The organism is Nocardioides sp. GY 10127, from assembly GCF_004919085.1.
In the GTDB taxonomy this organism is placed as follows: domain Bacteria; phylum Actinomycetota; class Actinomycetes; order Propionibacteriales; family Nocardioidaceae; genus Nocardioides.
Window position 1 is genome coordinate 332,693 of sequence record NZ_STGL01000008.1, and the last position, 24,661, is coordinate 357,353.

The 24,661-nt window shown below is 73.9% G+C and carries 24 protein-coding genes and 2 tRNA genes; 12 read left to right on the plus strand and 14 right to left on the minus strand.

Annotated elements, in window-relative coordinates; genetic code table 11:
* Positions 1–2: 2 nt before the first annotated feature.
* Positions 3–1,049, minus strand: a complete 1,047-nt coding sequence (locus E8D37_RS16175) for a LacI family DNA-binding transcriptional regulator (RefSeq protein WP_136570829.1) — start codon at positions 1,047–1,049, stop codon at positions 3–5.
* Between the two features lie 192 nt (positions 1,050–1,241).
* Here E8D37_RS16175 and radA point away from each other — a divergent pair, with 192 nt between their 5' ends.
* Together radA and disA are read left to right on the plus strand one after the other, a co-directional pair.
* A complete protein-coding gene (radA, locus tag E8D37_RS16180; RefSeq protein ID WP_136570830.1) occupies positions 1,242–2,630 on the plus strand; it encodes a DNA repair protein RadA in 1,389 nt (462 codons plus the stop codon).
* A gap of 175 nt (positions 2,631–2,805) precedes the next feature.
* On the plus strand, positions 2,806–3,891 hold the full coding sequence (gene disA / locus E8D37_RS16185) for a DNA integrity scanning diadenylate cyclase DisA (RefSeq protein ID WP_136570831.1): 1,086 nt from the start codon (positions 2,806–2,808) through the stop codon (positions 3,889–3,891).
* 193 nt (positions 3,892–4,084) lie between these two features.
* On the opposite strand, the gene E8D37_RS16190 is transcribed toward disA, so the two are convergent.
* Positions 4,085–5,035 (minus strand): NAD-dependent epimerase/dehydratase family protein, encoded by a 951-nt coding sequence (locus E8D37_RS16190; protein WP_136570832.1) that lies wholly within the window; start codon positions 5,033–5,035, stop codon positions 4,085–4,087.
* Positions 5,036–5,168: 133 nt separating this feature from the next.
* On the opposite strand from E8D37_RS16190, the gene E8D37_RS16195 reads away from it, so the two are divergent.
* A complete protein-coding gene (locus E8D37_RS16195) occupies positions 5,169–5,894 on the plus strand; it encodes a TetR/AcrR family transcriptional regulator (RefSeq protein WP_136570833.1) in 726 nt (241 codons plus the stop codon).
* Positions 5,895–5,928: 34 nt separating this feature from the next.
* Here the strand turns inward: E8D37_RS16195 and E8D37_RS16200 are convergent, their stop codons facing one another.
* The 6 genes from E8D37_RS16200 to E8D37_RS16230 form a co-directional block, all read right to left on the minus strand.
* Positions 5,929–6,600 carry a TetR/AcrR family transcriptional regulator gene (locus E8D37_RS16200; protein WP_136570834.1) on the minus strand — a complete coding sequence of 224 codons (672 nt, stop codon included), beginning with the start codon at positions 6,598–6,600 and terminating at the stop codon, positions 5,929–5,931.
* Between the two features lie 9 nt (positions 6,601–6,609).
* Complete coding sequence (locus E8D37_RS16205) at positions 6,610–8,247, minus strand: MFS transporter (protein WP_136570835.1); 1,638 nt, start codon at positions 8,245–8,247, stop codon at positions 6,610–6,612.
* A 152-nt stretch (positions 8,248–8,399) separates the two neighbouring features.
* Positions 8,400–8,921 carry a hypothetical protein gene (locus E8D37_RS19940; protein ID WP_168929787.1) on the minus strand — a complete coding sequence of 174 codons (522 nt, stop codon included), beginning with the start codon at positions 8,919–8,921 and terminating at the stop codon, positions 8,400–8,402.
* 2 nt (positions 8,922–8,923) lie between these two features.
* A complete protein-coding gene (locus tag E8D37_RS16220) occupies positions 8,924–10,099 on the minus strand; it encodes a thiolase family protein (protein WP_136570837.1) in 1,176 nt (391 codons plus the stop codon).
* A 6-nt stretch (positions 10,100–10,105) separates the two neighbouring features.
* Complete coding sequence (locus E8D37_RS16225) at positions 10,106–11,275, minus strand: acyl-CoA dehydrogenase family protein (RefSeq protein WP_136570838.1); 1,170 nt, start codon at positions 11,273–11,275, stop codon at positions 10,106–10,108.
* Between the two features lie 51 nt (positions 11,276–11,326).
* Positions 11,327–12,169 carry a 3-hydroxybutyryl-CoA dehydrogenase gene (locus tag E8D37_RS16230; RefSeq protein ID WP_136570965.1) on the minus strand — a complete coding sequence of 281 codons (843 nt, stop codon included), beginning with the start codon at positions 12,167–12,169 and terminating at the stop codon, positions 11,327–11,329.
* Positions 12,170–12,379: 210 nt separating this feature from the next.
* On the opposite strand from E8D37_RS16230, the gene E8D37_RS16235 reads away from it, so the two are divergent.
* The 3 genes from E8D37_RS16235 (at position 12,380) to E8D37_RS16245 (ending at position 15,127) form a co-directional block, all read left to right on the plus strand.
* Positions 12,380–13,072, plus strand: a complete 693-nt coding sequence (locus E8D37_RS16235) for a TetR/AcrR family transcriptional regulator (RefSeq protein WP_136570839.1) — start codon at positions 12,380–12,382, stop codon at positions 13,070–13,072.
* Between the two features lie 46 nt (positions 13,073–13,118).
* Positions 13,119–14,297, plus strand: coding sequence for an MFS transporter (locus E8D37_RS16240; RefSeq protein ID WP_168929788.1), 1,179 nt, complete (start codon positions 13,119–13,121; stop codon positions 14,295–14,297).
* 128 nt (positions 14,298–14,425) lie between these two features.
* Complete coding sequence (locus E8D37_RS16245) at positions 14,426–15,127, plus strand: hypothetical protein (RefSeq protein ID WP_136570841.1); 702 nt, start codon at positions 14,426–14,428, stop codon at positions 15,125–15,127.
* Positions 15,128–15,132: 5 nt separating this feature from the next.
* Here E8D37_RS16245 and E8D37_RS16250 read toward each other — a convergent pair whose 3' ends face one another.
* Together E8D37_RS16250 and E8D37_RS16255 are read right to left on the minus strand one after the other, a co-directional pair.
* A complete protein-coding gene (locus tag E8D37_RS16250; RefSeq protein WP_136570842.1) occupies positions 15,133–16,824 on the minus strand; it encodes an exonuclease domain-containing protein in 1,692 nt (563 codons plus the stop codon).
* A 132-nt stretch (positions 16,825–16,956) separates the two neighbouring features.
* Positions 16,957–18,459, minus strand: a complete 1,503-nt coding sequence (locus E8D37_RS16255) for an NAD(P)/FAD-dependent oxidoreductase (protein WP_136570843.1) — start codon at positions 18,457–18,459, stop codon at positions 16,957–16,959.
* Positions 18,460–18,816: 357 nt separating this feature from the next.
* Between E8D37_RS16255 and E8D37_RS16260 the strand changes: the two genes are divergently transcribed.
* From E8D37_RS16260 to E8D37_RS16270, 3 genes are read left to right on the plus strand one after another with little or no spacing between them, the layout of a single operon-like run.
* Positions 18,817–19,758, plus strand: coding sequence for an ATP-binding protein (locus tag E8D37_RS16260; RefSeq protein ID WP_240770502.1), 942 nt, complete (start codon positions 18,817–18,819; stop codon positions 19,756–19,758).
* A gap of 48 nt (positions 19,759–19,806) precedes the next feature.
* Positions 19,807–20,220 carry a CrcB family protein gene (locus E8D37_RS16265; RefSeq protein WP_206055796.1) on the plus strand — a complete coding sequence of 138 codons (414 nt, stop codon included), beginning with the start codon at positions 19,807–19,809 and terminating at the stop codon, positions 20,218–20,220.
* Positions 20,217–20,582: a CrcB family protein gene (locus E8D37_RS16270; RefSeq protein WP_136570845.1), complete on the plus strand. Its 366-nt coding sequence runs from the start codon at positions 20,217–20,219 to the stop codon at positions 20,580–20,582. Before E8D37_RS16265 ends, E8D37_RS16270 begins: the two co-directional genes overlap by 4 nt.
* A gap of 22 nt (positions 20,583–20,604) precedes the next feature.
* Here E8D37_RS16270 and E8D37_RS16275 read toward each other — a convergent pair whose 3' ends face one another.
* Positions 20,605–20,976, minus strand: a complete 372-nt coding sequence (locus tag E8D37_RS16275; protein WP_136570846.1) for a metallopeptidase family protein — start codon at positions 20,974–20,976, stop codon at positions 20,605–20,607.
* A 90-nt stretch (positions 20,977–21,066) separates the two neighbouring features.
* A tRNA-Asp gene (locus E8D37_RS16280) sits at positions 21,067–21,143 on the minus strand.
* 493 nt (positions 21,144–21,636) lie between these two features.
* Between E8D37_RS16280 and E8D37_RS16285 the strand changes: the two genes are divergently transcribed.
* Together E8D37_RS16285 and E8D37_RS19945 are read left to right on the plus strand one after the other, a co-directional pair.
* Positions 21,637–21,948: an AbrB/MazE/SpoVT family DNA-binding domain-containing protein gene (locus tag E8D37_RS16285; RefSeq protein WP_136570847.1), complete on the plus strand. Its 312-nt coding sequence runs from the start codon at positions 21,637–21,639 to the stop codon at positions 21,946–21,948.
* Positions 21,945–22,256 carry a hypothetical protein gene (locus E8D37_RS19945; RefSeq protein WP_168929789.1) on the plus strand — a complete coding sequence of 104 codons (312 nt, stop codon included), beginning with the start codon at positions 21,945–21,947 and terminating at the stop codon, positions 22,254–22,256. Before E8D37_RS16285 ends, E8D37_RS19945 begins: the two co-directional genes overlap by 4 nt.
* A 63-nt stretch (positions 22,257–22,319) precedes the next feature.
* Here E8D37_RS19945 and E8D37_RS16295 read toward each other — a convergent pair whose 3' ends face one another.
* Positions 22,320–22,682 carry an acyl-CoA thioester hydrolase/BAAT C-terminal domain-containing protein gene (locus tag E8D37_RS16295; protein WP_136570848.1) on the minus strand — a complete coding sequence of 121 codons (363 nt, stop codon included), beginning with the start codon at positions 22,680–22,682 and terminating at the stop codon, positions 22,320–22,322.
* A gap of 480 nt (positions 22,683–23,162) precedes the next feature.
* Positions 23,163–23,238: transfer RNA gene (locus E8D37_RS16305), tRNA-Glu, on the minus strand.
* A gap of 330 nt (positions 23,239–23,568) precedes the next feature.
* On the opposite strand from E8D37_RS16305, the gene E8D37_RS16310 reads away from it, so the two are divergent.
* Complete coding sequence (locus E8D37_RS16310; RefSeq protein WP_136570850.1) at positions 23,569–24,651, plus strand: LacI family DNA-binding transcriptional regulator; 1,083 nt, start codon at positions 23,569–23,571, stop codon at positions 24,649–24,651.
* Positions 24,652–24,661: the final 10 nt, after the last annotated feature.

Here is a 24,661-nt window from a genome sequence, read left to right on the forward strand (position 1 = left end):
GCTCAGCCGCGCACCGGGCCCGAGGTGTCGCGCACCTCGAGCGTGGGCGTGAGCAGCACGCCCTGCGCCTGCGGCACCGCGGGGTGCGCGAGCAGCCCCTCGAGGGTCGCCACGATCTCGACCGCCACCTGCTCCAGCGGCTGGCGCACGGAGGAGAGGCCAGGGCGGACGACCTGGGCGACCTGGCTGTCGTCGAAGCCCACCACGGCCACGTCGTCGCCCGCCCGCAGGCCGCGCTCCGCCAGGGCGTGCAGCACGCCCATGGCGAGGGTGTCGGAGGCGCACACGAAGGCGGTGGGCGCGGCCTCGTCGAGCAGGACGCCGGCCGCGCTGCGTCCCGACGTCACCGTGTCCTCGACCCGCGAGGCGAGCCCCGTCGTCGGCAGGTCGCGCAGGTGCATGGCCCGGGTCCAGCCGGAGCGACGGTCCTCGCCGATGGCCGAGTCCTTGCGCCAGCCGATCCAGGCGACGCGCCGGTGGCCCTTGTCGAGGAGGTGGTCGGTGGCGAGGGCGACCCCGGCCGCCCCGTCGACGTCGACCCACGCGTGCGTGGCACCCGGCTGCTGCCAGGGCCGGCCGAAGGCGACGAAGGGTGCGCGGCGCTGGTCGAGCCACATGGCCTGCGGGTTGCCGAGGTAGGTGTCGGTCACGACGAACGCGTCGACCGCCGTCGACCGGAGCAGGTCGTCGTAGCCCGCGAGCGGGTCCGTGGGATCACCCGTGAACAGGAGGACGTGGTAGCCGGCCTCCCGCGAGGTCTCGACCAGCGAGTGGACGAAGCGGTCCATCGTCGCGTTGGCCGTGCCCTCCTGGGCGGGCTGGATGCGCAGGCCGATCAGGTGCGACGTCCGGGTGCGCAGGTTCCGCGCCGCCCGGTTGGGCAGGTAGCCGAGGTCCGCGATCGCGGCCTGGACGCGGGCCAGCGTGTCGGCCCGCAGGAGGTCGGGGTTGTTGACCGCGTTCGAGACGGTCTGCCGGGAGACCCCGGCGCGCTCCGCGACGTCCGCGAGCGTCGGCGGGCCGGACGGGGTGCGTGCACCGCGCGCCATCGCCACCTCCACTCCCCTCTGCCGGCCCGGGTGTGCCCCGGGTCACGCCTTCACCTCGTGAGCATATCGACGCGGCGGCCCGCCCGAGGCGTGACCTGGGCCGCACGTCCCGGTGGCCCGTGGCCGGCTCCCGGCCCCGCCGCACCACCCGGCCCGCCGCCCCTGTCGGCGCCGCCGCCTAGGGTCTGCGCCATGGCCCGATCCACCGCCCGCACCCGCCCCGCGTACCGCTGCTCGGAGTGCGGGTGGGAGACCGTGAAGTGGGTCGGACGCTGCGGCGAGTGCCAGGCGTGGGGCTCCGTGGCCGAGGCGGCCGCCTCCCCCGCACCCCGCACGGAGGCGGCACCCGTGGCGACCCCGGCCGTGCCCATCGGGTCGGTCTCGGTGGAGGAGTCGGCGTTCCGCAGCTCCGGCGTCCCGGAGCTCGACCGCGTGCTCGGCGGCGGCCTCGTCCCGGGCGCCGCGATCCTGCTCGCCGGCGAGCCGGGCGTCGGCAAGTCGACGCTGCTGCTGGAGGTGGCGGCACAGACCGCCCGCTACCGGCGGCGCACGCTCTACGTGACGGGCGAGGAGTCGGCCTCGCAGGTGCGGCTGCGCGCGGACCGCACGGGCACCGTGCAGGAGGAGCTCTACCTCGCCGCCGAGACCGACCTCGGCGCGCTGCTCACGCACATCGAGCAGGTCCGGCCCGAGCTGCTGGTCGTCGACTCGGTGCAGACCATCGGCGCCGCTGGCATCGACGGCGTCCCGGGCGGCGTCACCCAGGTCAAGGAGGTCGCCGCGGCCCTCATCCGGGTGGCGAAGACCCGCAACATCACGACCGTGCTGGTCGGCCACGTCACCAAGGACGGCTCCATCGCCGGGCCTCGCGTGCTCGAGCACCTGGTCGACGTCGTCCTCCACTTCGAGGGCGACCGCAACTCGCGGTTCCGGATGGTCCGGGCGATGAAGAACCGCTTCGGGCCGGTGGACGAGGTGGGCTGCTTCGAGCTCGCCCAGTCCGGCATCCTCGCCGTCGCCGACCCCACCGGCCTCTTCGTCGAGCAGCACCACGCCCTCGTCTCGGGGACCTGCGTCGCGGTGACGATGGAGGGCCGCCGGCCCATGCTGGCCGAGGTCCAGGCGCTGGTCTCCAGCCAGTCCACCGAGAAGCCCCGCCGCGCGTTCTCCGGCCTCGACAGCTCCCGCGTCGCGATGGTCCTCGCCGTCCTCGAGAAGCACTGCGACCTGCCCATGCCCCGGCAGGACGTCTTCGTCTCCACCGTCGGCGGGGCCAGGCTGCACGAACCGGCCAGCGACCTCGCGACCGCCATCGCGCTCACCTCCTCGTTCCGCGGCGAGGCACCCGGCAAGGGGCTGGTGGCCATCGGCGAGATCGGCCTCTCGGGCGAGCTCCGTCGGGTCCGAGACCTGCCGCAGCGGCTCGCCGAGGCTGCCCGGCTCGGCTTCTCGCTGGCCGTCGTGCCGCCCGAGCCGGGCAGCCGCCCGGGCCGGCGTGAGGTGGAGGGGATGGCCGTCGTCGAGGCCCCGACCGTCCGGCAGGCGCTGGGCCTGGTCGGGCTGGGCCCGCAGCACGGCTGACGTCCCTACCCGCCCCGGTCACCACCCACCTCGGTCACGCCCCGGCCACCGCCCGGCGCACGGACCGGCACGCCGGGCGACCCGCGGCGGGACGATCGCCGTCAAGGAGCCGCGACGGCCTACACTCACACCACTCCACCGCGGACCCCCCAGCGCCATCTCCCCAAGGAGGACCGTGCCCGCCAACGACCGCTCCGACGACGTCCTGCGGCTGCGCGAGACGCTCGCCAAGATCGCCCCCGGCACGTCCCTGCGCGACGGCCTCGAGCGCATCCTGCGCGGGCGCACCGGCGCGCTCATCGTCCTCGGCCACGACAAGGTGGTCGAGGGCATCGCCACCGGCGGGTTCACCCTCGACGTCCCGTTCACCGCCACCGGCCTGCGGGAGCTGGCGAAGATGGACGGCGCGATCATCGTGAACGCCGACCTCACGCGCATCCTGCGCGCCGCGGTGCACCTGATGCCGGACCACACGATCCCCTCCAGCGAGACGGGCACGCGGCACCGCACGGCCGACCGGGTCGCCCGGCAGACGGGTCACCCGGTCATCTCGGTGTCCCAGTCGATGCAGATCATCGCGGCCTACGTGGGCGAGACCCGGCACGTCCTGGAGGACTCCGGGCAGATCCTCTCCCGCGCCAACCAGGCCCTCGCGACCCTCGAGCGCTACAAGATGCGCCTCGACGAGGTCACCAGCACCCTGTCGGCGCTCGAGATCGAGGACCTCGCGACCGTCCGCGACGTCGCGGTCGTCGCCCAGCGGTTGGAGATGGTCACCCGCATCGCGCGGGAGATCGAGGACTACGTCCTCGAGCTCGGCACCGACGGGCGCCTGCTCTCGCTGCAGCTGGAGGAGCTCGTCACCGGGGTGGACGCCGAGCGCGAGCTCGTCGTCCGCGACTACCTGCCCGCGGACCGCCGCGAGGAGGCCCCCGACGGCCCGCTCGCCGCGATGGCCGCGCTCACCGCCACCGAGCTCGTCGACCCCGCCGCCGCGGCGAAGATCCTCGGCCTGGGCAACGGGGAGCACCTGGACGGCGCGGTCGCACCGCGCGGCTACCGGCTGCTCGCCAAGGTCCCGCGCCTCCCGGGCGCGGTCGTCGACCGGCTGGTCGACCACTTCGGGACGCTGCAGAAGCTGCTCGCCGCCGGCATCGACGACCTCCAGGCCGTCGAGGGCGTCGGCGAGCTGCGTGCCCGCAGCGTCCGCGAGGGCCTCTCCCGGCTGGCCGAGTCCACGATCCTCGAGCGCTACGTCTGACCTCCTCGCGGCGGCCGCGCCGCGCCCAACCCCACCGGACGTCATACGAACCGCCCCTGGGACGCACCCGGACGTATGACGTCCCACCCCCGCCGCGCCCGGCCCCACCGGACGTCATACGAACCGCCCCTGAGACACACCCAGACGCATGACGTCGCGGGCACCCGGGGGGCACCGGCGCCGCGGAGCAGCCTCAGGCCGCGGCGCGCTCGGCCCGCTGGGCGAGCAGGTCCTCGGCGGTGACGCGGCAGGACTCCTCCCACGGGGTCGGGGCCAGGCCGAGCTCGCGGGTGATCGCTGAGGAGTCGAGGACGTAGTCGCGGCGGAACTGGTACGCGGTCTCCTTCAGCTCGCGCAGCAGCGGCACGGCGAGCCCGCCGAGGCCGAGGGTCCCCGGCGGGAAGCCGCGGACCCCGCGCACCGGCACGCCGGCGGCGCGGCAGAGGTCGGCGACGGCGTCGCGCCCGCTGCGCGCCGGGTTGGTCGGCGCGTGCCAGACGCGCCCCCAGGTCCGAGGGGCGTCGGCGACCGCGACGAGCGCGCGGGCCATGTCGGTCACGTTGGTCCAGGAGTGCAGCACGCCGGGGTCGCCGATCATCCAGGCGGTCCGGCCGCCGATGGCCATGGAGCCGGCCAGGGTGAGGTGGCCGTTGCCGCGGACCCCGCGGCCCGTGTAGTCCGAGCCGCGCACCTCGACGACGTGGGCGCGCCCCGCCTCGTGCAGGGCGAACGCGTCCGCGGACATCCGGGCCCGCAGGGCCGACTTGTGCCCGTTCGGCCGGTCCGGGAGGTCCTCGGTCATGGGCCCGTCGACCGGCCCGTACGGGTACAGGTTCCCGGTCACCGCGAGGAGCGCGCCCGTGCGCTCGGCCGCGGTCAGGAGGGCGGCGGCGACCGGCGGCCACGCCCGCTCCCAGCGCGTGTAGTCGCCGGGGTTCACGCAGTTGAAGAAGGCGCTCGCGCCCTGGACGAGCCCGGTGAGCGCCTCGGCGTCCGCCGCGTCGACGGCCACGCGTCGGGCCCCGGGCACCTCCTCGCCCCGGCCGCTGCGGCTCGCCAGCAGCACCTCCTCGCCGCGCTCGGCCAGGAGACGCGCCGTCTCCCGCCCCACCGGCCCGGCCCCCACCACGACGTACCTGCTCATGTCCGCTCCTCGTTCGCTTCCGACAACTTCGAGAGCACTGCTCTCGAAACCGAGCATGGACCCGCCCGCAGGCAAACGCAAGAGCACTGCTCTCATTTGCGTGCAGCGCTCTCGCACGGCACCATCGGGGGCGATGGACGAGCCCGCCCCCCGCACCGCCCGCGAGCGCGCCCGCGTCGAGCTGACCCGGGCGATCCTCGAGCGCGCCGAGCAGCAGCTCGCCGAGGTGGGCCCCGCGGCACTGTCGCTGCGCGCCGTCGCGCGCGACCTCGGCATGGCGAGCTCGGCGGTCTACCGGTACGTCGACTCGCGCGACGCCCTCCTCACGCTGCTGCTGGTCGCCGGGTACGACGACCTCGCCGACGCCCTCGAGGCGAGCCAGCGACCCGAGGACGACCTCGGGCGCCGCTGGCACGCCCTCGGCCACGCGCTGCGGGACTGGGCGCGGGCACAGCCGCACCGGTGGGCCCTGCTGTACGGCAGCCCGGTGCCGGGGTACGCCGCGCCCGAGACCACGGTCGGCCCGGCCACCCGGGTTGTGGCGCCGTTCCTGCGACTGCTCCAGGACCGGCAGACAGCCGGCGTGGAGGCCGGAGCGGAGGCCGGCGACGAAGGCAGGGGGCGGACCCCCGAGCCCGCGCTCGCGCAGGCGCTGCTCCCGGTCTCCTCGGCCCTCGCGGACGCCGGCCACGGGCCGGTCATCGAGGCCGGCCGCACCGCGGACGGACTCGCGGCCTGGTCGGCGCTGGTCGGCGCCGTCTCGCTGGAGCTGTTCGGCCACTTCAACCAGGCGGTGCTGGACTACGACCTGTGGTTCGCCCACCTGCTGGGCCGACTCGAGACGACGCTCGGCGGCTGAGGCCGCCGGCCCGGGGAGCGACCCCGAGGACCCTTCAGCGACCCTCGCCCGGCCGCGCCCGCATGATCTGCTGGAGCTCGGCCGGCTCCAGCGGCGGCACCGCCAGGAACCGCTCGTGGCCCGCGTGCGCCGGCAGGCCGGGGCGCAGGCCGTCGAGGAGGAGACCGACGAGCCGCCGGTCGAGATCGTCGCGGACGTCGCCCCCGAACTCGCGGGCCGCCAGCAGCGCGGTGACGAGCACCGGCACGTCGGTGGGGGTGAACCGCTCGGTCAGCCCGCCGTCGGCGTGGGCCCGGGCCACCAGGGCCGCGATGCCGGCGCGGAGCCGGTCGGCGCTGACCCGGGCCTCGTCCGCGAGCGAGGCCGGCAGCCCGTCGTCCTTGGTCTGCATGATGAGCTCCCGCAGCGCCCTGTCCTCCCCGAACGCGTCGACGAGGGTGCGGAGCATGAGGAGGAAGCCCTCCCAGGCGTCCTCCTCGGCGAGGGCGCGCTCGGCGGTGTCGACGAGTGCCGCGACCCGCTGGCCGGCCACGGCGAGGACGAGGTCGGCGCGGGTGGGGAACCTCCGGTAGAGGGTCCCCACCCCCACGCCCGCGCGCCGGGCGACCTCGGTCATCGTGGACTCGAGGCCGTCCTCGGCGAACACCTCGCGGGCGGCGACGAGGAGTCGTTCGCGGTTCGCCGCCGCGTCGGCCCGCAGTGCCATGACCGGACCCTAGCCCCGGTGCCCGGCGCTGCCGGACGAGGAGCCGGCCGAGGAGCCGGCCGAGGAGCCGGACGGGGCACCCGCACCGGCGTGCGTCGGCACGCCGTCCTTGTGGACGCCCGCGGGGTGCGCCGACAGGTGCCGGGGGCCGGCCGCCTCGCCGGCCGCCTCGCCGGGGGCGGCGTGGGAGTCCGCGTCGCCCGAGGGGGCGCCGGACGGGTAGAGGATCGCCGCCAGCACGCCGGCGACCAGGAAGAACGCGGCCGACCAGGCGAACGCAGTGGCGTAGCTGTGGACCGCGGCCGCCATCGCGACGTCGGCGTCGGAGGCGTGGTCGACGGCGTAGGCGGTGGCGGCGGACGCCGCGATGCTGGAGAGCAGCGAGGTGCCGATCGAGCCGCCGACCTGCTGGGAGGTGTTGACGACCGCGCTGGCCACGCCGGCGTCCTCACGCCGCACGTTGTTCGTGGCGGAGTTCATCGCGTTCGAGAACACGAAGCCCATGCCGACGCCGAACAGCACGAGCCCGGGCAGGACGTGGGTGAGGTAGGCGGTGTGGACCCCGATCTGGGTCAGCCAGAGCATGCCGGACGCCGCGATGAGCGCGCCGAGGGGCACGAGCGGGCGGGGGCCGACGCGGGGGCGCAGCACCGCACCGACGACGGGGGCGGTCACGAGGATCGAGCCGACCATCGGCAGGAAGGCGACGCCGGAGCGGATCGGCGAGAAGCCGAGGGTCTCCTGCAGGTAGTAGGTGAGGAAGAGGAAGACGCCGAACATCGAGATCGCGGCGATCAGGACGGTGAGGTAGGACGCCCCGCGGGAGCGGTCGGCGAGGACGCGCAGCGGCAGGAGCGGGTGGGTGCTGCGGTGCTCGGCCAGGCCGAAGGCGACCAGGGCGAGGACGCCGACGGCGAGCGGGAGCCACGAGGTGATCGAGGCCCAGCCGTCGGTCTCGGACTGGGCGAAGCCGAGGACGAGCGCGAAGACGCCGACGAACGAGAGGACCGCGCCGCGCAGGTCGAGCCCGTGGCCCTGGTCCTCACGCGGCTGCTGCGGGATGAAGACGAACGCGCCGAGGACGACGACGGCGACCATGAACAGGTTCACGTACATGCACCAGCGCCACGAGACGTACTCCGTGAGCAGCCCGCCGAGCAGCAGCCCGACGCCGCCGCCACCGCCGGCGATGGCGCCGAAGACGGCGAACGCCTTGTCGCGGCCCTTGCTGCCGGCGAAGGTCACGGTCATCAGGGAGAGGGTGGACGGCGCGAGCAGCGCGCCGAAGACGCCCTGCGCGACGCGGGCACCGACGAGCACCTCGAAGCTGGGTGCCGCGCCGCCGACCGCGCTGGCCAGCGCGAAGCCGACCGCCCCGATCATCAGCGTGTTGCGGCGGCCCAGCATGCCGGTGAGGCGACCGCCGAGCAGCAGGAGGGACCCGAAGGCCAGGGAGTAGCCGGTGACGATCCACTGGCGGGAGGCGTCCCCGAAGCCCAGGTCGGCCTGGGCGTCGGGGAGGGCGATGTTGACGATGGTGGCGTCGAGGACGACGACCAGCTGGGCGAGGCCCAGGACGGCGAGGATCCACCAGCGGTGGTTCGCGCCGGCTGCGGCCTGCGAGGGAGTGGCTGATGCCTGGCTCACAAGGGCTCCTCAGATCGGTGACAGATAAGTGGAAGGATGCCTTCCACTTATTCGGAACCCCGATCCACGCGACCTCATTCCACCCGGACGACGAGACGCCGGTCACCCCGAGGTGGGGTGACCGGCGTCCGGTGGCGACAGGGGGCTGCGGGTCAGCGACCCCCGCGGCGCGCGCGCTCGAGCTGGGCGGCGACGACGTCGTGGCAGTCGCGGCACGCGGCCGCGCCGGGCAGCGGGAAGGCCCGCTCGTAGGCCTTCTCCCAGGTCAGCGCGGGCATCCCGCAGGCCGTCACGGTGGTGCCCAGCCGCTTGGCGTGCACGAGGCCACCCTGGGAGACCGGGTCGCCGTGGACGGTGAACTCGATCATCGGGCCGGTGACGAACCAGGCCGGGAGGCGTCGCGGCGCGGCGGTGGCCGCGGCACCCGCCCCGGCGGCAGGAGCGCCGGCAGGAGCGCCGGCCGGTGCAGCGGCGCCACGACCGACAGGGCGGGCACCAGGACGCACGGCGGGGCGCGCCGCGGGCCGGGCAGGGGCGCCGGGCGCCGGGCGACGGGTCGGCGCGGTGGTCCGTCCGGTCGGGGCCGGCACGGCCGGGGTCATGGTGCCGAGCCGCGCGGTGACCCGCGGCGCGGTGGTGGCGGCGGACGTGGTGGGAACGGTGGTGACAGTCATGTTCAGACCCTCCGGAAGAGGGCGGCCAGGGCCTGGCCGCCGCCGATGCACATCGTGACGATGCCGAGCTCGAGGTCGCGGCGCACCATGTCCTTCGCGACCCTCAGGGAGAGGATCGCGCCGGTGGCGCCCACGGGGTGACCGAGCGCGATGGCTCCGCCGTAGGGGTTGACCCGCTCGGGGTCGAGCTTCGCGTCGCGGATCACCGCGAGCGCCTGCGAGGCGAACGCCTCGTTGAGCTCGACCGAGCCGATGTCCGAGGGGCTGGTGCCCGTCTTCTCGAACAGGGCCTGGAGCGCGAGCACCGGGGCGTACCCCATGAGCTCGGGCTCCATGGCGCCGGTGGTCACGGCCACCAGCTCCACCATCGGGGAGAGCCCGCGCTCGGCGACGGCCCTCTCCGAAGCCAGGACGAGCGCCGCGGCGCCGTCGTTGATGCCGGAGGCGTTCCCGGCGGTGACCGAGCCGTCCTTCGCGAACGCGGGCCGCAGGCCGGCCAGCGCCTCGAGGGTCGTGCCCGGCTTGGGGTGCTCGTCGGTCTCGACGGTCACGGGTCGGCGCCCGCCGGTGGAGACCGCGACGATCTCCTCGGCGAAGGCGGCGCGGGCCGCGTCGGTCGCGGCGCGCTGCTGGGAGAGGAGCGCGAACTCGTCCTGCTCCTCGCGGCTCACGCCGTACCTGTTCGCGACGTTCTCGGCGGTGACGCCCATGTGGATGCCGTGGAACGGGTCGGTCAGCATCATCACGGTGCCGTCGACGAGAGCGCGGTCGCCGAGGCGGTAGCCGTTGCGCGCGCCGAAGTCGTAGAAGGGCATGCGGGACATCGACTCGTCGCCGCCGGCCAGGGCCACGTCGAGGCCGTTCCAGCGCATCTCCATGGCCGCCGACCAGATCGCCTGGAGGCCGGAGCCGCACAGGCGGTTGACGGTGTAGGCGGGCGTGGACGTCGGGAGCCCGGCCGTGACGGAGACGCGGCGGGCGTTGTAGGCGTCCGGGCCGACCTGGCCGATGCAGCCCATGACGACCTCCTGGACCGCCTCGGCCGGCACGCCGGAGCGCTCGAGGGCCGCCGTCGCGGCGGCCGCGCCGAGCTCGTGGGCCGGGACGTCCTTGAGGACGCCGCCGAACGAGCCGACGGGCGTGCGGGCGCCGTCGACGAGGAGGATCTTCTCGGTCATGCCTGCTCAGAGCTCCGACTGCACGCCGGCGAGGAGCTGGCGCGCCATCACGATCCGCTGGACCTGGTTGGTCCCCTCGTAGATCTGGGTGATCTTGGCGTCGCGCATCATCCGCTCGACCGGGTAGTCGCGGGTGAACCCGTAGCCGCCGAGCACCTGGACCGCGTCCGTGGTGACCTGCATGGCGGTGTCGGAGGCGAAGGCCTTGGCGGCCGCGCCGAAGAAGGTGAGGTCGGCGTCGCCGCGCTCGGAGCGTCCGGCGGCGGCGTACGTCATCTGGCGGGCCGCCTCCACCTTCATGCCCATGTCGGCGAGCATGAACTGGAGGCCCTGGAAGTCGGCGATCGGCTTCCCGAACTGCTGGCGCTCCTTGGCGTAGCCGAGCGCGTAGTCCAGGGCGCCCTGGGCGATGCCGACGGCCTGGGCGGCGATGGTGACGCGGGTGTGGTCGAGCGTCCTCATGGCGGTGGCGAAGCCGGTGCCCTCGGCGCCGATCATCCGGTCGGCCGGGATGCGGACGTTGTCGAGGTACACCTCGCGGGTCGGCGAGCCCTTGATGCCGAGCTTCTTCTCGGGGGCGCCGAAGGAGACGCCGGCGTCCGACTTCTCCACCACGAACGCGGAGATACCCTTCGAGCGGGCGTCGGGGTCGGTGACGGCCATGACCGTGTAGAACTGCGACTCCCCCGCGTTGGTGATCCAGCGCTTGGTGCCGTTGAGGACCCAGTGGTCGCCGTCGCGCACGGCGCGGGTCTTCATGGAGACGGCGTCGGAGCCGGCCTCCGGCTCGGAGAGGCAGTAGGAGAAGCCGCCCTCGCCGCGGGCGAGCGCCCCGAGGTAGTGCTTCTTCAGCTCCTCGGAACCGGCGATCATCAGCGGCAGCGAGCCGAGCTTGTTCACGGCCGGGATCAGCGAGGACGACGCGCAGGCCCGCGCGACCTCCTCGATCACGATGACGGTGGACAGCGCGTCGGCGCCGGCGCCGCCGAACTCCTCGGGCACGTGCGGGGCGTGGAAGTCGGACGCCAGCAGCGCGGCCGCGGCCTCGTGCGGGTAGCGGGCCTGCTCGTCCACCTCCGCGGCGAACGGCGCGATCTTGGCGTCCGCGAGCTCGCGGACGGCCTCACGGACCGCCTGCTGCTCCTCGGAGAGGCCGTACATGGGGAAGTCGGACATCGGGTGGTTCTCCTCCTCGCCCGCGACGCTGCGGGCCTGGCGGTGGGTGGGTCAGTACGTGTAGAAGCCGCGGCCGGTCTTGCGGCCCAGGAGGCCGGCGTCGACCATGCGGGCCAGCAGCGGCGGCGGGGCGTAGAGGGGCTCCTTGAACTCCTCGTACAGCGACTCCGCGACGGCCTTGGTCGTGTCGAGGCCGATGAGGTCGGCCAGCGCGAGCGGCCCCTGCGGGTGCGCGGCGCCCAGCACCAGGCCGTTGTCGATGTCCTCGGCCGAGGCGAAGCCCGACTCGAGCATCCGGATCGCGGAGAGGATGAACGGGACCAGGAGCTGGTTGACGACGAAGCCGGCCCGGTCCTGGCTGAGGATCGGGTGCTTGCCGAGCTGCTCGCCGGCGAAGGCCCGCGCGCGGTCGGTGACCTCGTCGCTGGTGAGCAGGCTCGGCACCAGCTCGACCAGCGCCAGGACCGGCACCGGGTTGAAGAAGTGGATGCCGATGACCTGCTCGGGGCGTCGGGTGACGGTGCCGAGCTTCATGATCGGGATCGAGGACGTGTTGGAGGCGAGGATCGCGTCCTCGCCGGCGACGACGCGGTCGAGCGTGCGGAACAGCTCCACCTTCGCCGTCTCGTCCTCGACGATCGCCTCGACCACGAGGTCGCGGGACGCGAGCGCCTCCAGGTCGGTGGCGAGGGTGATGCGACCCAGGACGTCGGCGGCGGACTCGATCTTGCCGCGCGTCTCGGCCCGCTTCAGCGAGGACTCCAGCCGGGAGAGTCCCGCGTCGGCCGCCGCCTGCGTCGACTCGACGACGACCACGTCCAGCCCGGCCCGCGCCGAGACCTCCGCGATGCCCGCCCCCATGAGGCCGCATCCGACGACCCCGACCCGCTCGATGTGTCCCACGCCACTTCCTTTCGCTTGGTACGGAGTACCTTACTCCTGGAACTGCGTATCACCAAGCGTTTCCAAGGGGCGGATGTCGGACGACGGCGTCCGCTCAGGAGATCGTCCCGCCCCACGCCCGCGCCTCGATCGCGGACGGACGGGCCGGGCGAGGCACCATGACCGGCACGACGACGGCGTCGGCCGGAGAGGAGACCAGCCATGACCGAGGCGACCACCGCCACCGGCGCCAGCGCCCGCGACCGGCTGCGCGAGGAGGCCTTCCGCCTCTTCGACGCCCAGGGCTACGAGTCCACGACCGTCGGCGAGATCGCCGCCGCGGCCGGCGTCGGCCGCACCACGTTCTTCCGCGCGTTCGGCACCAAGGAGGACGTGGTCTTCCCCGACCACGACGAGATCCTCGCGCGGGTGCGGGCCCGGCTGGCCGCTCCCCTGTCCGGCACCACCACGCTCTCGGACGTCACGGACGCCACGGGTCTCGTCCTCGCCCACTACCTGGCCGAGGGCGAGCTGGCGCGGGCGCGGTACCGCCTCATCCGCGACGTCCCCACCCTGCGCGACCGCGAGGCCGCCAGCTCCCTGCGCTACCAGCGGGTCTTCCGCGACGCCCTGCGCGGCTGGACCGGCGAGGAGCCGGGATCGGACCTGCGCGCCGAGCTCCTGGCGGCGTCCGTGAGCACCGCCCACAACCACGTGCTGCGCGCCTGGCTGCGCAGCGCGACCACCGGGCCCGAGGTGGACGCGCGGGCCCGCGCCGCGTTCGCCGACGCCATGGCGGTGGTCGCGGCCGGGTCCGGACCGGCGGACGACCCCGGCACCACCGTCCTCGTGCTGCGCACGCCGCGGGACGCGGAGTCCGTCCTGCCCGCGCTGCGGCGCGCCCTGGAGGGCTAGCGCCGCCGTTTCGTGGTGGACGCGGCTCCGGGGGTTGACTGCGGCCGTGACCGACACCCGACGCAGCCCCGTCGCCCCCGACGCGGCCGACTCGCGACAGCTCCCGCGGCTCCTGGTGCTCGCCGCCTCGCAGTTCGTGGCGCTGACGACGGAGCTCCTCCCGGTCGGACTGCTGCCCGAGATCGGCGACAGGTTCGCGGTCTCCCCGGCGACCACCGGTCTGCTGGTCAGCGTCTACGCGCTCATGGTGGCGCTCTTCGCCATCCCCCTGACCCTGCTGACCCGCCGCATCGGCGCCCGCGCGCTCCTGCTGGCGACGCTGGCCGGCTACGCCGTCAGCAACGTGCTGGTGGCCACCGCCACGAGCTTCGCGATGGTCGCCGCGGGCCGCGCCGTCGGGGGCCTCGTGCACGCCCTGTTCTTCTCCGTCTGCATCGGGCTCGCCGCCCGGCTGGCTCCCCCGGGACGGACGGGCGCGTCCCTCGCCCTGGTCTCGACGGGGGCGTCGGCCGGGTTCGTGCTCGGCGTGCCGCTCGGCACCGCGCTCGGCCACGCCGTCGGGTGGCGCGTGACGTTCTCGGTGCTCGCGGTCCTGGCGGTGCTCCTCCTGGTGCTGGCGGCCGTCGTCCTGCCGCGGGTGGAGCCGGACGCGCCCACCGGCAGACCGCGGGTCATCGGGCGACGGCTGGGCGCCGTCGCCGCCCTGAACCTGACCCTGTTCATCGGGCAGTACGTGCTCTACACCTACGTGAGCACGCTGCTGCTCGGCGCCCGCACCCCCGCCGGGCTCCTCGGCGGGGTGCTGCTCGTGTTCGGCGCGGCCGGGCTCGTGGGCCTGGGCATCGCGAGCCGGTTCATCGACGCACACCTGCGGGCGACCCTGCTGACCTGCGTGTCGGCGATCGCCGCCGCGATGCTGCTGATCGGCGCGACCTTCCCGGCGACCGTCCTGGTGCTCGGCCTCGGCCTCGTGTGGACCACGGCGTTCGGGGCGGTGCCGACGCTGTTCCAGACGGCCGCGGTGCGCGCCCGCGACGCCAGCCCCGAGATGGCCGGCGCCTGGGTCAACGCGACGTCGAACTGCGGCATCGCCGTGGGGTCCGCGGTGGGCGGCCTCGTCCTGGACACGGCCGGCCTGCGCTGGGTGGCGGTCGCCGCGGGGCTCGTCGTGGCGGTGAACGCGGGTGTCCTCGCCGCGCGCCCGCGACTCCTGCCGGAGCGCTGACCCCACCCGGCCACGTCATCGACTACGCCGCCTCGGCCGGGGTGACCGACACCTGAGGACTGTGCCAGTACAGGCGTTTCCTGAATTGGGGGACGACGGGAGACCCGGCGGACCCCTACTCTCGGACCATGGAGCCACCGGAACGGGAGGCGGCCGCCGACCCGGCCCCCGAGGCGCTTCCGCGCGCCTCGAGCCGCTCCACCGGCCCCGCGGACGTCCCCGGGCCCTCACCCGAGCCGGGCGCCGCCGTCCAGGACGTCGCGCCGGGGATCTGGTTGCCGCGCAGCACCGGCCCCCGCCGGCCGGCAGCCACCGCGACCGGCCTGCCCCACGGGCTGCCCGGCGGGCTCCCGCTCATCCCCCGCAGCCCGCGCCCCGGGCGGCACCCTGGCCGCAGCGGCCCCTCCCCCGACCTCGTGCTGACCCCGCGGCGCCGTGTCCACTCGCTGGCGACGGGGGCGCTGGTCGTCGCCGTGGCCGCCACCGCGGCAGCCGCCGTCGTGGCCACCGCCTCGGGTCGCCCCGCGGACGCCGTGGCCGTGGCCGTGCTCGGGCTCGCCGTCGCGGCGCTCTGGATCGCCCGCGCCCGCACCACGCCCGTGCACGTGCGGCTGAAGCACGGCCTCCTCGAGGTGCGGACCGGCTCCCACCGGCACACCTTCGACCTCGCCAGCCCCTACGTGCTGGTCGAGGTGCAGGGCGTCGCCGGCCGCCTGGGCTGGGAGCTCGCGCTCCAGCAGCTCGGCGGCGCGAGCGTCCGCCTCACCGCCGCGGACGTCGACTCGGTGCCGCTCACCGAGGCGCTGCGCTGGCACCGCCCCACCCTCTGACGCGATCAGACGGTGGCGTGAGCGCGTCGGTACGCCTCGCTGACCTCGACGGGCAGCCTCCCACGGACGCCGACCTCCAAGCCAGCCTCCCGAGCCCAGGCAGGCACCACCGCGGGGGGCGGCAGCGGCTCGGCTTCGGATGAGACCGCGCGGACAACGGGTTCATCGACCCGCGGGCCAGGCTCGGCACCCGTCCTCGGCGTCACCGACGTCTGAGGCTGGAGGTGTCGCAGCAACTGGTCGAACACGTCAGGAGCGACGACGCGGACACCCAGCTCGTCCGCTCGCGACGCCTTCACACCGGCCACGGCACCGTCCGACACGAGCAGAGCCGTTCGGCGGGAGACCGAGGCCATGACACGCACGCCTCGCTTCTCGGCAGCGGCCTCGGTCCTGGTCCGCCAGGCGTCGTCACAGCCTGTGATCGCGATCTTGTCCCCCACCCGGAGGGGCTCCCCCCACCTCCAGTCCGCAGGCAGCGGGGTCAGACCCACAGCCAACCGCGCATTCCTGGCGCTCTCGGCCGTCTCCAGCAGAGCGGCGACCGCCCTGCTCGGGACGTGCAGGAGGGTTGCCACCCCGGTCAGCTCCTGCCGCTCCGCTCTGGTGACGACCCCGTCGCGCAGCGCCTCGTGAGCGAGCGCCTGGACGAAGGCCCGATGGGCCAGAGCCACGGACGCGTCATCGAGCCCCTCCACGGCCGCCACCGCCTCGAGGTCGGTCGCCTCCTCCGCAGTGATCTCGCCGTCCTCGAGCACCTCCGCGAGCTTCTCCAGGTAGGGGATCGACAGTTCCGGCGCGCCTTCGTCCAAGGCGTCGTCCAGGCTGAACCGCTCGACCAGCGCTGCCAGCTCGCGCCGCTGGGCAGAGGTGGCCTCCCTCGCCTGGTGGGCAGCGGTCCTCGGCGGGGCGGACTTCCTCGCGACGGCGCTCGGCCGAGCTGCTGGTGACCGTGTCGTTCCCGTGGGGCCCGTCGGCCATCGCACCGCGGCCGCGACCCGTGGCAGGTCCCGGTGCTCGAGCAACGGAGCCCGCCCCCACGTGGGGTGCATGTAGGCCGCGAGCAGGAAGGCCGTGGCTCGAGCGTCGCCCAGGGCGGAGTGGGCGGAGGTCAGCGGGTGCCCGACCGCCCAGCAGCAGTCCGCCAGTCGCCGGCGCTCCAGCGCGGGGAGGTGGTACTCGGACGCCTGCAGCGTGCACATCGCAGGCAGGTGCGGCAGCAGCCACCCAGCCCTTTCGTACTCGGCTCGCAGGAAGGCCAGGTCGAAGCGGGCGTGGTGCGCCACCACGGCCAGGCTGGCAAGGCGGGTGCTGACCTCGGGGACCAGCGCCTCGAACGTGGGAGCACCGGCCACGTCGGCGGCCGTGATGCCGTGGATGTGAGTCGCGCCCACGGGACCCTGCGGGTTGACTCGCGTCGACCACTCACCCAGCACTCGGCCGTACTCGTCGGTGGTGACGATGGCGATCTCGACGATCCGGTCCCGTTGCGGTGACAGTCCGGTCGTCTCGACGTCCAGGACTGCGTAGCGCGCGGACGACCCGAAGGGATCTCCCGCGGCTCGTGGCCGGACACCGTTCCCCTCGGACGACGTCTTCCGAGCCGGCTGAGGCCCGACCGGACCCCGACCCCTCAGCCGTGCCCACCATTCCCCGAGACCCACCTGCACACCTCCCACCGAGACCGACGGCGTCACTATGCACCTGACTCCGCTGTCGCGCGGCCGAATGGCCAGTCCACTCCGTCCCGCTGCGCGGCCCGGAACGACAGGACCCCCGGGCGGCCGGTGAGGGCCGCCCGGGGGTCCGGGTCGTGCTGAGTGGGGCCGTCAGGCGCTGGCGGAGCCGACGCCGCGACGACCGGAGTCGGTGAGGTCCGCCTCGACCTTCGCCCAGTGCTCGAGCTCCTTGCGGCGCTCCTCGTCCCGGTCCCGCTTGGCGTCGAAGACGCCCGGGTCGGAGATGAGGTCCGAGGCGCCGCGATCGAGCCGCTCCAGCGCCGAGCGGCCGAACACCTGCTGCTCGGTCGTGGTCCGCTCCGAGCGTCCACGACCCAGGAACGAGACCAGCCAGTGCAGCACGGCCGTGACCCGGTTCTTGAAGCCGGTGATGTAGAAGAGGTGGACGACGAGCCACATCAGCCAGGCCACGAAGCCGGTGAGCTTCAGCTTGCCGATCGAGGCCACCGCGCTGAAGCGGCTGATCGTCGCCATCGAGCCCTTGTCGAAGTACTGGAAGGTGCCCTGCGACGGCTTGCCCTTGAGGCGCCCGTCGATCTCCTTCGCCGCGAACTTCGCACCCTGGATCGCCACCTGGGCGACACCGGGGAGGTGGTTGAGGCTCATCATGTCGCCGACGACGAAGATCTCGGGGTGGCCCGGGAGGGTGAGGTCCGCGTTCACGGCGATGCGGCCGGCGCGGTCGAGCTCGGCGCCGGTCTGCTCCGCGAGGGTCTTGCCCAGCGGGCTCGCGGCCACGCCGGCGGACCAGATCTTGGTGACGGCCTCGATGCGCTCGACCGTGCCGTCCTTGTACTTCATCTCGACGCCGCGCTCGTCGACGTCGGTCACCATCGCGCCGAGCTTCACCTCGACGCCGACCTTCTCCAGCTCCCGCTTGGCCTTGTCACCGAGCTGGGCACCGAACGGCGGCAGCACCTGCGGCGCGGCGTCCAGGAGGACGATGCGGGCCTGCTTGGTGTTGATGGCGCGGAAGTCCTTGTGCAGGGTGCGGTGGGCGAGCTCCGCGATCTGGCCGGCCATCTCGACGCCGGTCGGGCCGGCACCCACCACCACGAAGGTGAGCAGGTGGTCGACGGACTCACCGCGGCTGGCGGCGATCTCGGCCATCTCGAAGGCGCCGAAGATGCGGCCACGCAGCTCGAGGGCGTCGTCGATCGACTTCATGCCGGGGGCGAACTCGGCGAACTGGTCGTTGCCGAAGTACGACTGGCCGGCGCCGGCGGCGACCAGCAGCGAGTCGTACCCGGTGACGGTCTTGCGGCCCAGCACCTCGGACGTGATGAGCCGGTTCTCCACGTCGATGTCGGTCACGGTGCCGAGCAGGACGCGCGCGTTGTCCTGGCTGGCCAGGATCTCGCGGGTGGAGGGCGCGATCTCGCCCTCGGACAGGACGCCGGTCGCCACCTGGTAGAGGAGCGGCTGGAAGAGGTGGTGGCTGGTCTTCGCGATGAGCGTGACCTCGACGTCGGAGTGCTTGAGCCCCTTGGCGCCGAAGAGCCCACCGAAGCCCGAACCGATCACGACCACCCGGTGCTTGCCCGACGAGGACAGAGGCTGGACGGTCGGTTGCGGTACCTGCTCGTTGGACATCGACTTCTCCTTCATTGATCGGCCCTTCCGGGCCACGTTCGCAGGCCTACCCGCGACTCAGTGTCGCGCTCCCTCGGGTCGATCGGCACTACCCCCATGGGCCTGTGGGTAGTCTCTGTGACCCAGGTCGCACCTGCGCTGCGCGCGGGTCACGGCCTTCCCAGACGCACCTACCCTCTTCGGGCACGGACACACCTGAACTACATCTGTAGAACAGAAAGGTCTAGAAGGGCGTTTGTGTTCCCCATCGGCCGGGCACACCTGGTCCGAGAGGAACGCGAGGCGTTCTCCTCTCGGTGCGCAGAAAAGCTGGCGAAAGGACCGGACGTGCCGTTGAACCGACCCGCGCGGCGTCTCATGCCGGGTCCCCAGGCGGTGGCCGAGGCCCGACGATGGGTCGTCGGGACGTTCCGCGACATCGACCGGGAGGACCTGGTCGAGACAGGCGAGCTCGCGGTCAGCGAGGTCGTCACCAACGCCGTCCTCCACGCCCGCGAGCCCATCTCCGTGCAGGTGCGCGGCACCCGCCTCCACCCGCGGGTGGAGGTGCACGACGGGACGGCGGTGCTCCCGATCCTCCCGCACGAGGCCTCCCTGCCGAGCCCGTCCGTCCCCGACGAGGAGGCCGACCTGCTCGCCACCTTCGGCCGGGGGCTCGACATCGTGGCCCGCTGCTCCGACGCGTGGGGCGTGGACGTCGACGCCGACGGTCACGGCAAGGTCGTCTGGTTCTCGCCGGCGGAGACCGTCGCCGAGGACGAGGGGCCGCACGGCGTCGTCACGGGCGAGGACGCCGGGGCGGTCGCGACCGGGGAGGTCCGCCCGGTCCGCCTGGCCGGCGTCCGCGGCGACCTCCTGCACGGCCTCGGCCTCCAGCAGGGCGCGCTGCGCCGCGAGGTCCGCCTCCTGGCCCTGGCGCACGGGGCCGACTACCCGGTCATCCTCGAGCTCGACCGGGTGCTCGCCGTCCTCGACGCCCAGCTGCGCCCCCTCGTCACCGAGCCCGACCGCGCCGTCGTCGACGAGGCCACTGGGCTGCTCGACCTCGAGCTGCACGTCGACCTCGACCACCTGGACGCGCTCGAGCGGCTCCCCGCCCTCCTCGACCTGGCCGACCACTTCTGCAGCGACGAGCGGCTGCTCACGCTGGCCCGGGACAACGTCCAGCGCGCCTTCCAGACGTGGGTGCTCGGTGAGCTCGCCGCCCAGGCGCGCGGCGCCGCGCCGACGCCCGCGCCGCGGCTGGAGACCCTCGTGCCCGACCCCGCCCTCGAGCCGGGAGCCCAGGCGGCCGGCTGAGCCCGGCCTCCCTCGGGAGCCCCCGGCGCCGTCGCCTACCCTCGCACCGTGCCCAGCCCCCGACCGTCCGCCCTGGCGGCCGTCGCCGTGGGCGGAGCCGTCGGCGCGGTCGCCCGGTGGTCGCTGGGCCAGTGGGCCCCGGACGGCACCGGGTTCCCCCTGACCACCTTCACCATCAACGTCGTGGGCGCATTCCTGCTGGCGCTCCTCCCCGCGATCCCGGCCGTCCGTCGGCGCCCGACCCTCGCGACAGGGCTCGGCACCGGCGTCCTCGGCGGCTTCACGACGCTCTCCACGGCCTCCGAGCAGACGCGTGCCCTCCTGGCCTCGGGCCAGGAGGTCGTCGCGGTCGCCTACGTCGGAGGGACGTTGGTCGCGGCCGTCCTGGCGGTGGCCGTCGCCGACCTGCTCTCCACCCGACTACAGCGCCGCCAGCTGGAGTCCGCGGGGGCCGACGAGTGAGCCCCGACGTCCTGCTCGTGGCGGCCGGGGCCGCCGTGGGCGCGCCGCTGCGGTACTGGCTGGGGCTCCGGCTGGACTCCCCCGGGTTCCACCGCGGGACGCTGACCGCCAACCTGCTCGCCTCCACCCTCCTGGGGCTGCTGACGGGCCTGGCCCTGGGCGGTCACCCGCTGGCGCTGCTGGGCACCGGGTTCTGCGGCGCGCTCTCGACGTACTCCTCGTTCGCCGTGCAGACGCACGGGCAGGCGCGGCGCCCCGGCCGGGCCGGCTGGGGCATCGGCGTCGCCTACGCGCTGCTCACGCTGCTGCCGGCACTCGCCCTGTGCAGCCTGGGCTACGCGGCCGGCACCGCCCTGGCCTGAGGCGCGCCGGACGCGGGAGGGCTCAGCCGTAGCCGAGCTCGTGCAGCCGCCACTCGGGGATGCCGAAGTGGTGCGCGACCTCGTGGACCACGGTGATCCGCACCTCCTCGGCGAGCTGCTCGGGGGTGTCGCAGAAGTCCAGCAGCGGCCCGCGGAACAGGAAGATCCGGTCCGGCAGCTGCGGCGGGGCGCCGAGGTCGCGCTCGGTGAGGGCGACCCCGTCGTAGAGGCCGAGGAGGTCGTCCGGCTCGTCCTCCGGCGGCTCGTCCTCCGGCGGCTCGTCCTCCACCAGCACGACGAGGTTCTCGACCAGGGCTGCGAGCTCGGGCGGGATGCCGTCGAGCGCGTCGTCCACCAGCGCGTCGAACTGCGCGGGGTCCAGCTCCAGGGGCATGGGGACGATCCTGCCAGGCGCACCCCGACCGGGTCGGGGTGCCCGAGAATGACAGCAGCCCGGCCCTCGATGAGGACCGGGCTGTGCTGGTGGCGACCCCGACGGGACTCGAACCCGCGGCCTCCGCCGTGACAGGGCGGCGCGCTAACCAACTGCGCTACGGGGCCAGGTGACTTTCCCGGCCGAACCGGTGAAGCGTGAGAACTCTAACCCAGAGACCTCGCGGCACCCAATTCGGGAGAGCGGAGGGCTCGTCCGGGCGTCTGACCAGCAAGGACGCGCTGTCTGGACACTTCCCCAACCCTCCGGGAAACGACTCGGCGGCAGCCTCCCCCTGGGAATGCCGCCGCCGGACGCGTGGCACCCCCAACGGGATTCGAACCCGTGCTACCGCCGTGAAAGGGCGAACGAGGGGTATCCGGAGGACGTTGACGGTCAATGAAACTGCAGGCCAGAACCTCTATCTGCGGTTGGTCGCCGATGGCGGAATCGGGCCGAATCTGGACCTCGTGTTGCCCCAGTGTTGCCCCAGAGGCTCCTCAGGCCCCATCGAAGGTCACCCCTCCGACCTCTGATCTGGTCGACCGCTCCCCCGACGCTCCACCGGATCGCCGCTTTGCGGCATTGCGGCGATATCGCACGGCGCGGCACAATGAAGACATGGGCACGAAGCAGCGGTTCCACGGCTATGTGAGCCTCCAGCGGCGAGGCGTCGTCGCCCTGCCCGCAGAGCTGCGAGAGCGGATGCACCTCGATGAGCCCGGAGCGCAGCTCGAGATCACCGAGCGCGAGGACGGCGTCCTCGAGCTCCGCGCCGCCCTGCCCGTTCCGGCCGACCAGGCCTGGTTCTGGACCCAGCGCTGGCAAGAGCGGGAACGCCAGGTCGACGCCCACGTCGTCGCCGGCGAGGTCGCCGTCCACGACGATGTCGACGACTTCCTGGCCCACGTCGACGACGTCACCGCGGAGTGAAGTTCGAGACGACGCCGGCGTTCGACAGCGACGTCCGGCGCCTCAAGCGCGAACACCTCGCCACCTTCAAGGAGGTCGTCCGCGACAAGTTCGCACCGGCCTGCGACGCCTACGCCGCCGACCCCAGCACGCCGTGGCCGGCATCGCTCCGAGTGAAGTCGGTTCAGGGCGCCGACGGCGTGCTGGAGATGACCTGGTCCTTCGCGAGCCCCGACGGCCGAGCCACGTTCGAGTTGGTCACCGTCGATGGCGAACTGCGATGCCGGTGGCGCCGCGTCGGCGACCACGACGTGTTCAAGAAGCCATAGGACGGCGCCCCAAGCCGTCTCGTAAGCGGATCCGGTTGCGGTGATCTCGCGAGGAGGAATCGTTCAGGCGAGCAGTGTCTCGATCGCTCCCCACGCGGCCGCCCCCAGCCTTCGGTCCGCGGCCTCCGTCCCGCCGCGCTGCATCCGCACGCCCGCAGCCACGACCGGCTCGCCCGGCAGAATCGTGCGATGTCCCGCCTCCGGGTCCGTGATCAGCGTCGTCTCCAGCCCGTGCGCGGCACGGCGTGCGCGGATCCAATCGGCGTGCTCGGCCGACGACCAGACCCGGTCATCACCCCCGGCGACCAGCACGAGTCGACGGATCCGCTCGACTGGGATCGTCGCGCCCTCGGCTGCCTCGGGGGACCGCAGGAATGAACGGCGGTAAGGTCGGTGTATGCGGGTGGGTCCTCCGTGGGCTCCCATGTCTCGTCGAACGAGACGAACGGGAGCGGCCGCCCGTGACGGCTCCAGTGCGAGGTGACTCGCCCTTCGGCCGTGACGCCCGCCCAGACGACATCGGACGGCGCGAACGCGACCACCGCGTCGACGCGATCTGACAAGGCGCCGGTCAGCAACGCGGCCTCGGCCCCGAAGGACGTGCCGAGCACGATCACACTCGGCGCGGAGGCCCTCGACGCGGTCGAGGAAGAGCTCGAGGTCGATCTCCCACGGCCCGTCGTGCTGATCCTCGCCGCCGAACCACCGGATCGACTCCGCCAGCACACCGGCGCCGCCCAGGACGCGCGCGCGATCGATGTCGACGCGGCCACTGTATCCAGCGAGGACAAGTGCGCCCACGCCCGCGTGGTCGCGCGGCACGCAGCGCACACCGTCGGGAACGGAAAGGACGCGGTCCTGAGACCCGCCCGCTCGACGATGGCTCCCATCGTCCAACAAGGAACGTGGCACCCCCAACGGGATTCGAACCCGTGCTACCGCCGTGAAAGGGCGGGGTCCTGGGCCGCTAGACGATGGGGGCCGGACGAGCGGCATCCTACGGCGCCACCGCGGGGCCCGCGCCATCCCGGGGGCGCCGGCATGACCGGGATCACCGTTGACCATTAAATCAAGTGGTCACTAGGTTTTGAGTGGGCCGTGACGCCTCCCCGACCGACACGGTCCCCGCCTCCCCCGGGCTCGTGCGTGTTCCCCTGAAGCAACGCCGGCCCGAGGGAGGCCTCGATCCCTTCGCTCGATCAGCCGCGCCGCCCGGCGGACCCGCCCGGCGCGGCGGGGACGTGGCAGGCTGGGCGGTGCACGGGTGTCGGCGAGACACCGCGGACGACCGGCCAGGCGAGGGGCGCAGGACATGGCGAAGGTGACGCTCCAGTCTATCGCCGACGCCGTGGGCGTCAGCAGGATGACGGTGTCCAACGCCTTCTCCCGGCCGCAGAAGCTCTCCGCCGAGCTGCGCGCGCGCATCCTCGCGACGGCAGACGAGATGGGCTACGTCGGGCCCGACCCCGCCGCCCGCGCCCTGGCGCGCGGCCGCACCGGCACCGTCGGGCTGCTGTGGACCGGCTGGCTGGGCGAGAACGCCGACGACGCGGTGAGCATGCAGATGCTCGTCACCGTCGCGGACGCGCTCGCCGAGCGGGGTCTCGCGCTCACGCTGCTGCCGGCGGGGCTCGCCGGCGAGGACGTCGTCCCCACCCGGGACGTGCCGATGGACGGCGCCCTCGTCTACACCTGCGAGCCCGACTCCCCGGACGTGGCGTGGCTGCGCAAGCGCGAGCTGCCGCTGGTGACGATCGACCAGGTGCCGCTGCCCGACGTCGCGGCCATCAACGTCGACGACCGGGGCGGCGCCCGGGCCGCGGCCCAGCACCTCCTCGACCTCGGTCACCGACGCATCGGGCTGGTCCAGCTGGCGCCGGTCCAGGAGGACACCGACTCCGCCGAGCGGGCGCAGGAGATCTCCAACCCGCCGGCCACCGAGCGCATGAGCGGGTGGCGCGAGGCCCTCGCCGCCGCCGGGGTCGAGCCGGCCGCGGTGCGGCTGGTGCCCGTCCAGCCCCGCACCCGGACGTTCGAGGTGGTGCGGGAGATGCTGGACGCCGAGCAGCGACCGACCGCGCTCCTCTGCTTCTCCGACACCCTGGCCGCGCAGGCGGTCCGCGCGGCGGAGTCGCTGGGGCTGCGGGTGCCCGACGACCTCTCGGTCGTCGGGTTCGACGACAGCAGCGTGGCCCAGGCGCTGGGACTCACCACCGTCAGCCAGCCGCTGGCCGAGAAGGGCCGCCTCGCGGTCCAGCTGCTCGTCGACGCGATCGCCAGCACCCGGGCCGGCGAGCAGGCCCCCGACGGCCAGACCCCCGACGAGCAGCCCCGCCACGTCCTGCCCACGAGCGTGGTGGTCCGGGGCAGCACGGCCCCGCCGCCGCAGCGCTGAGAGCCCCCTC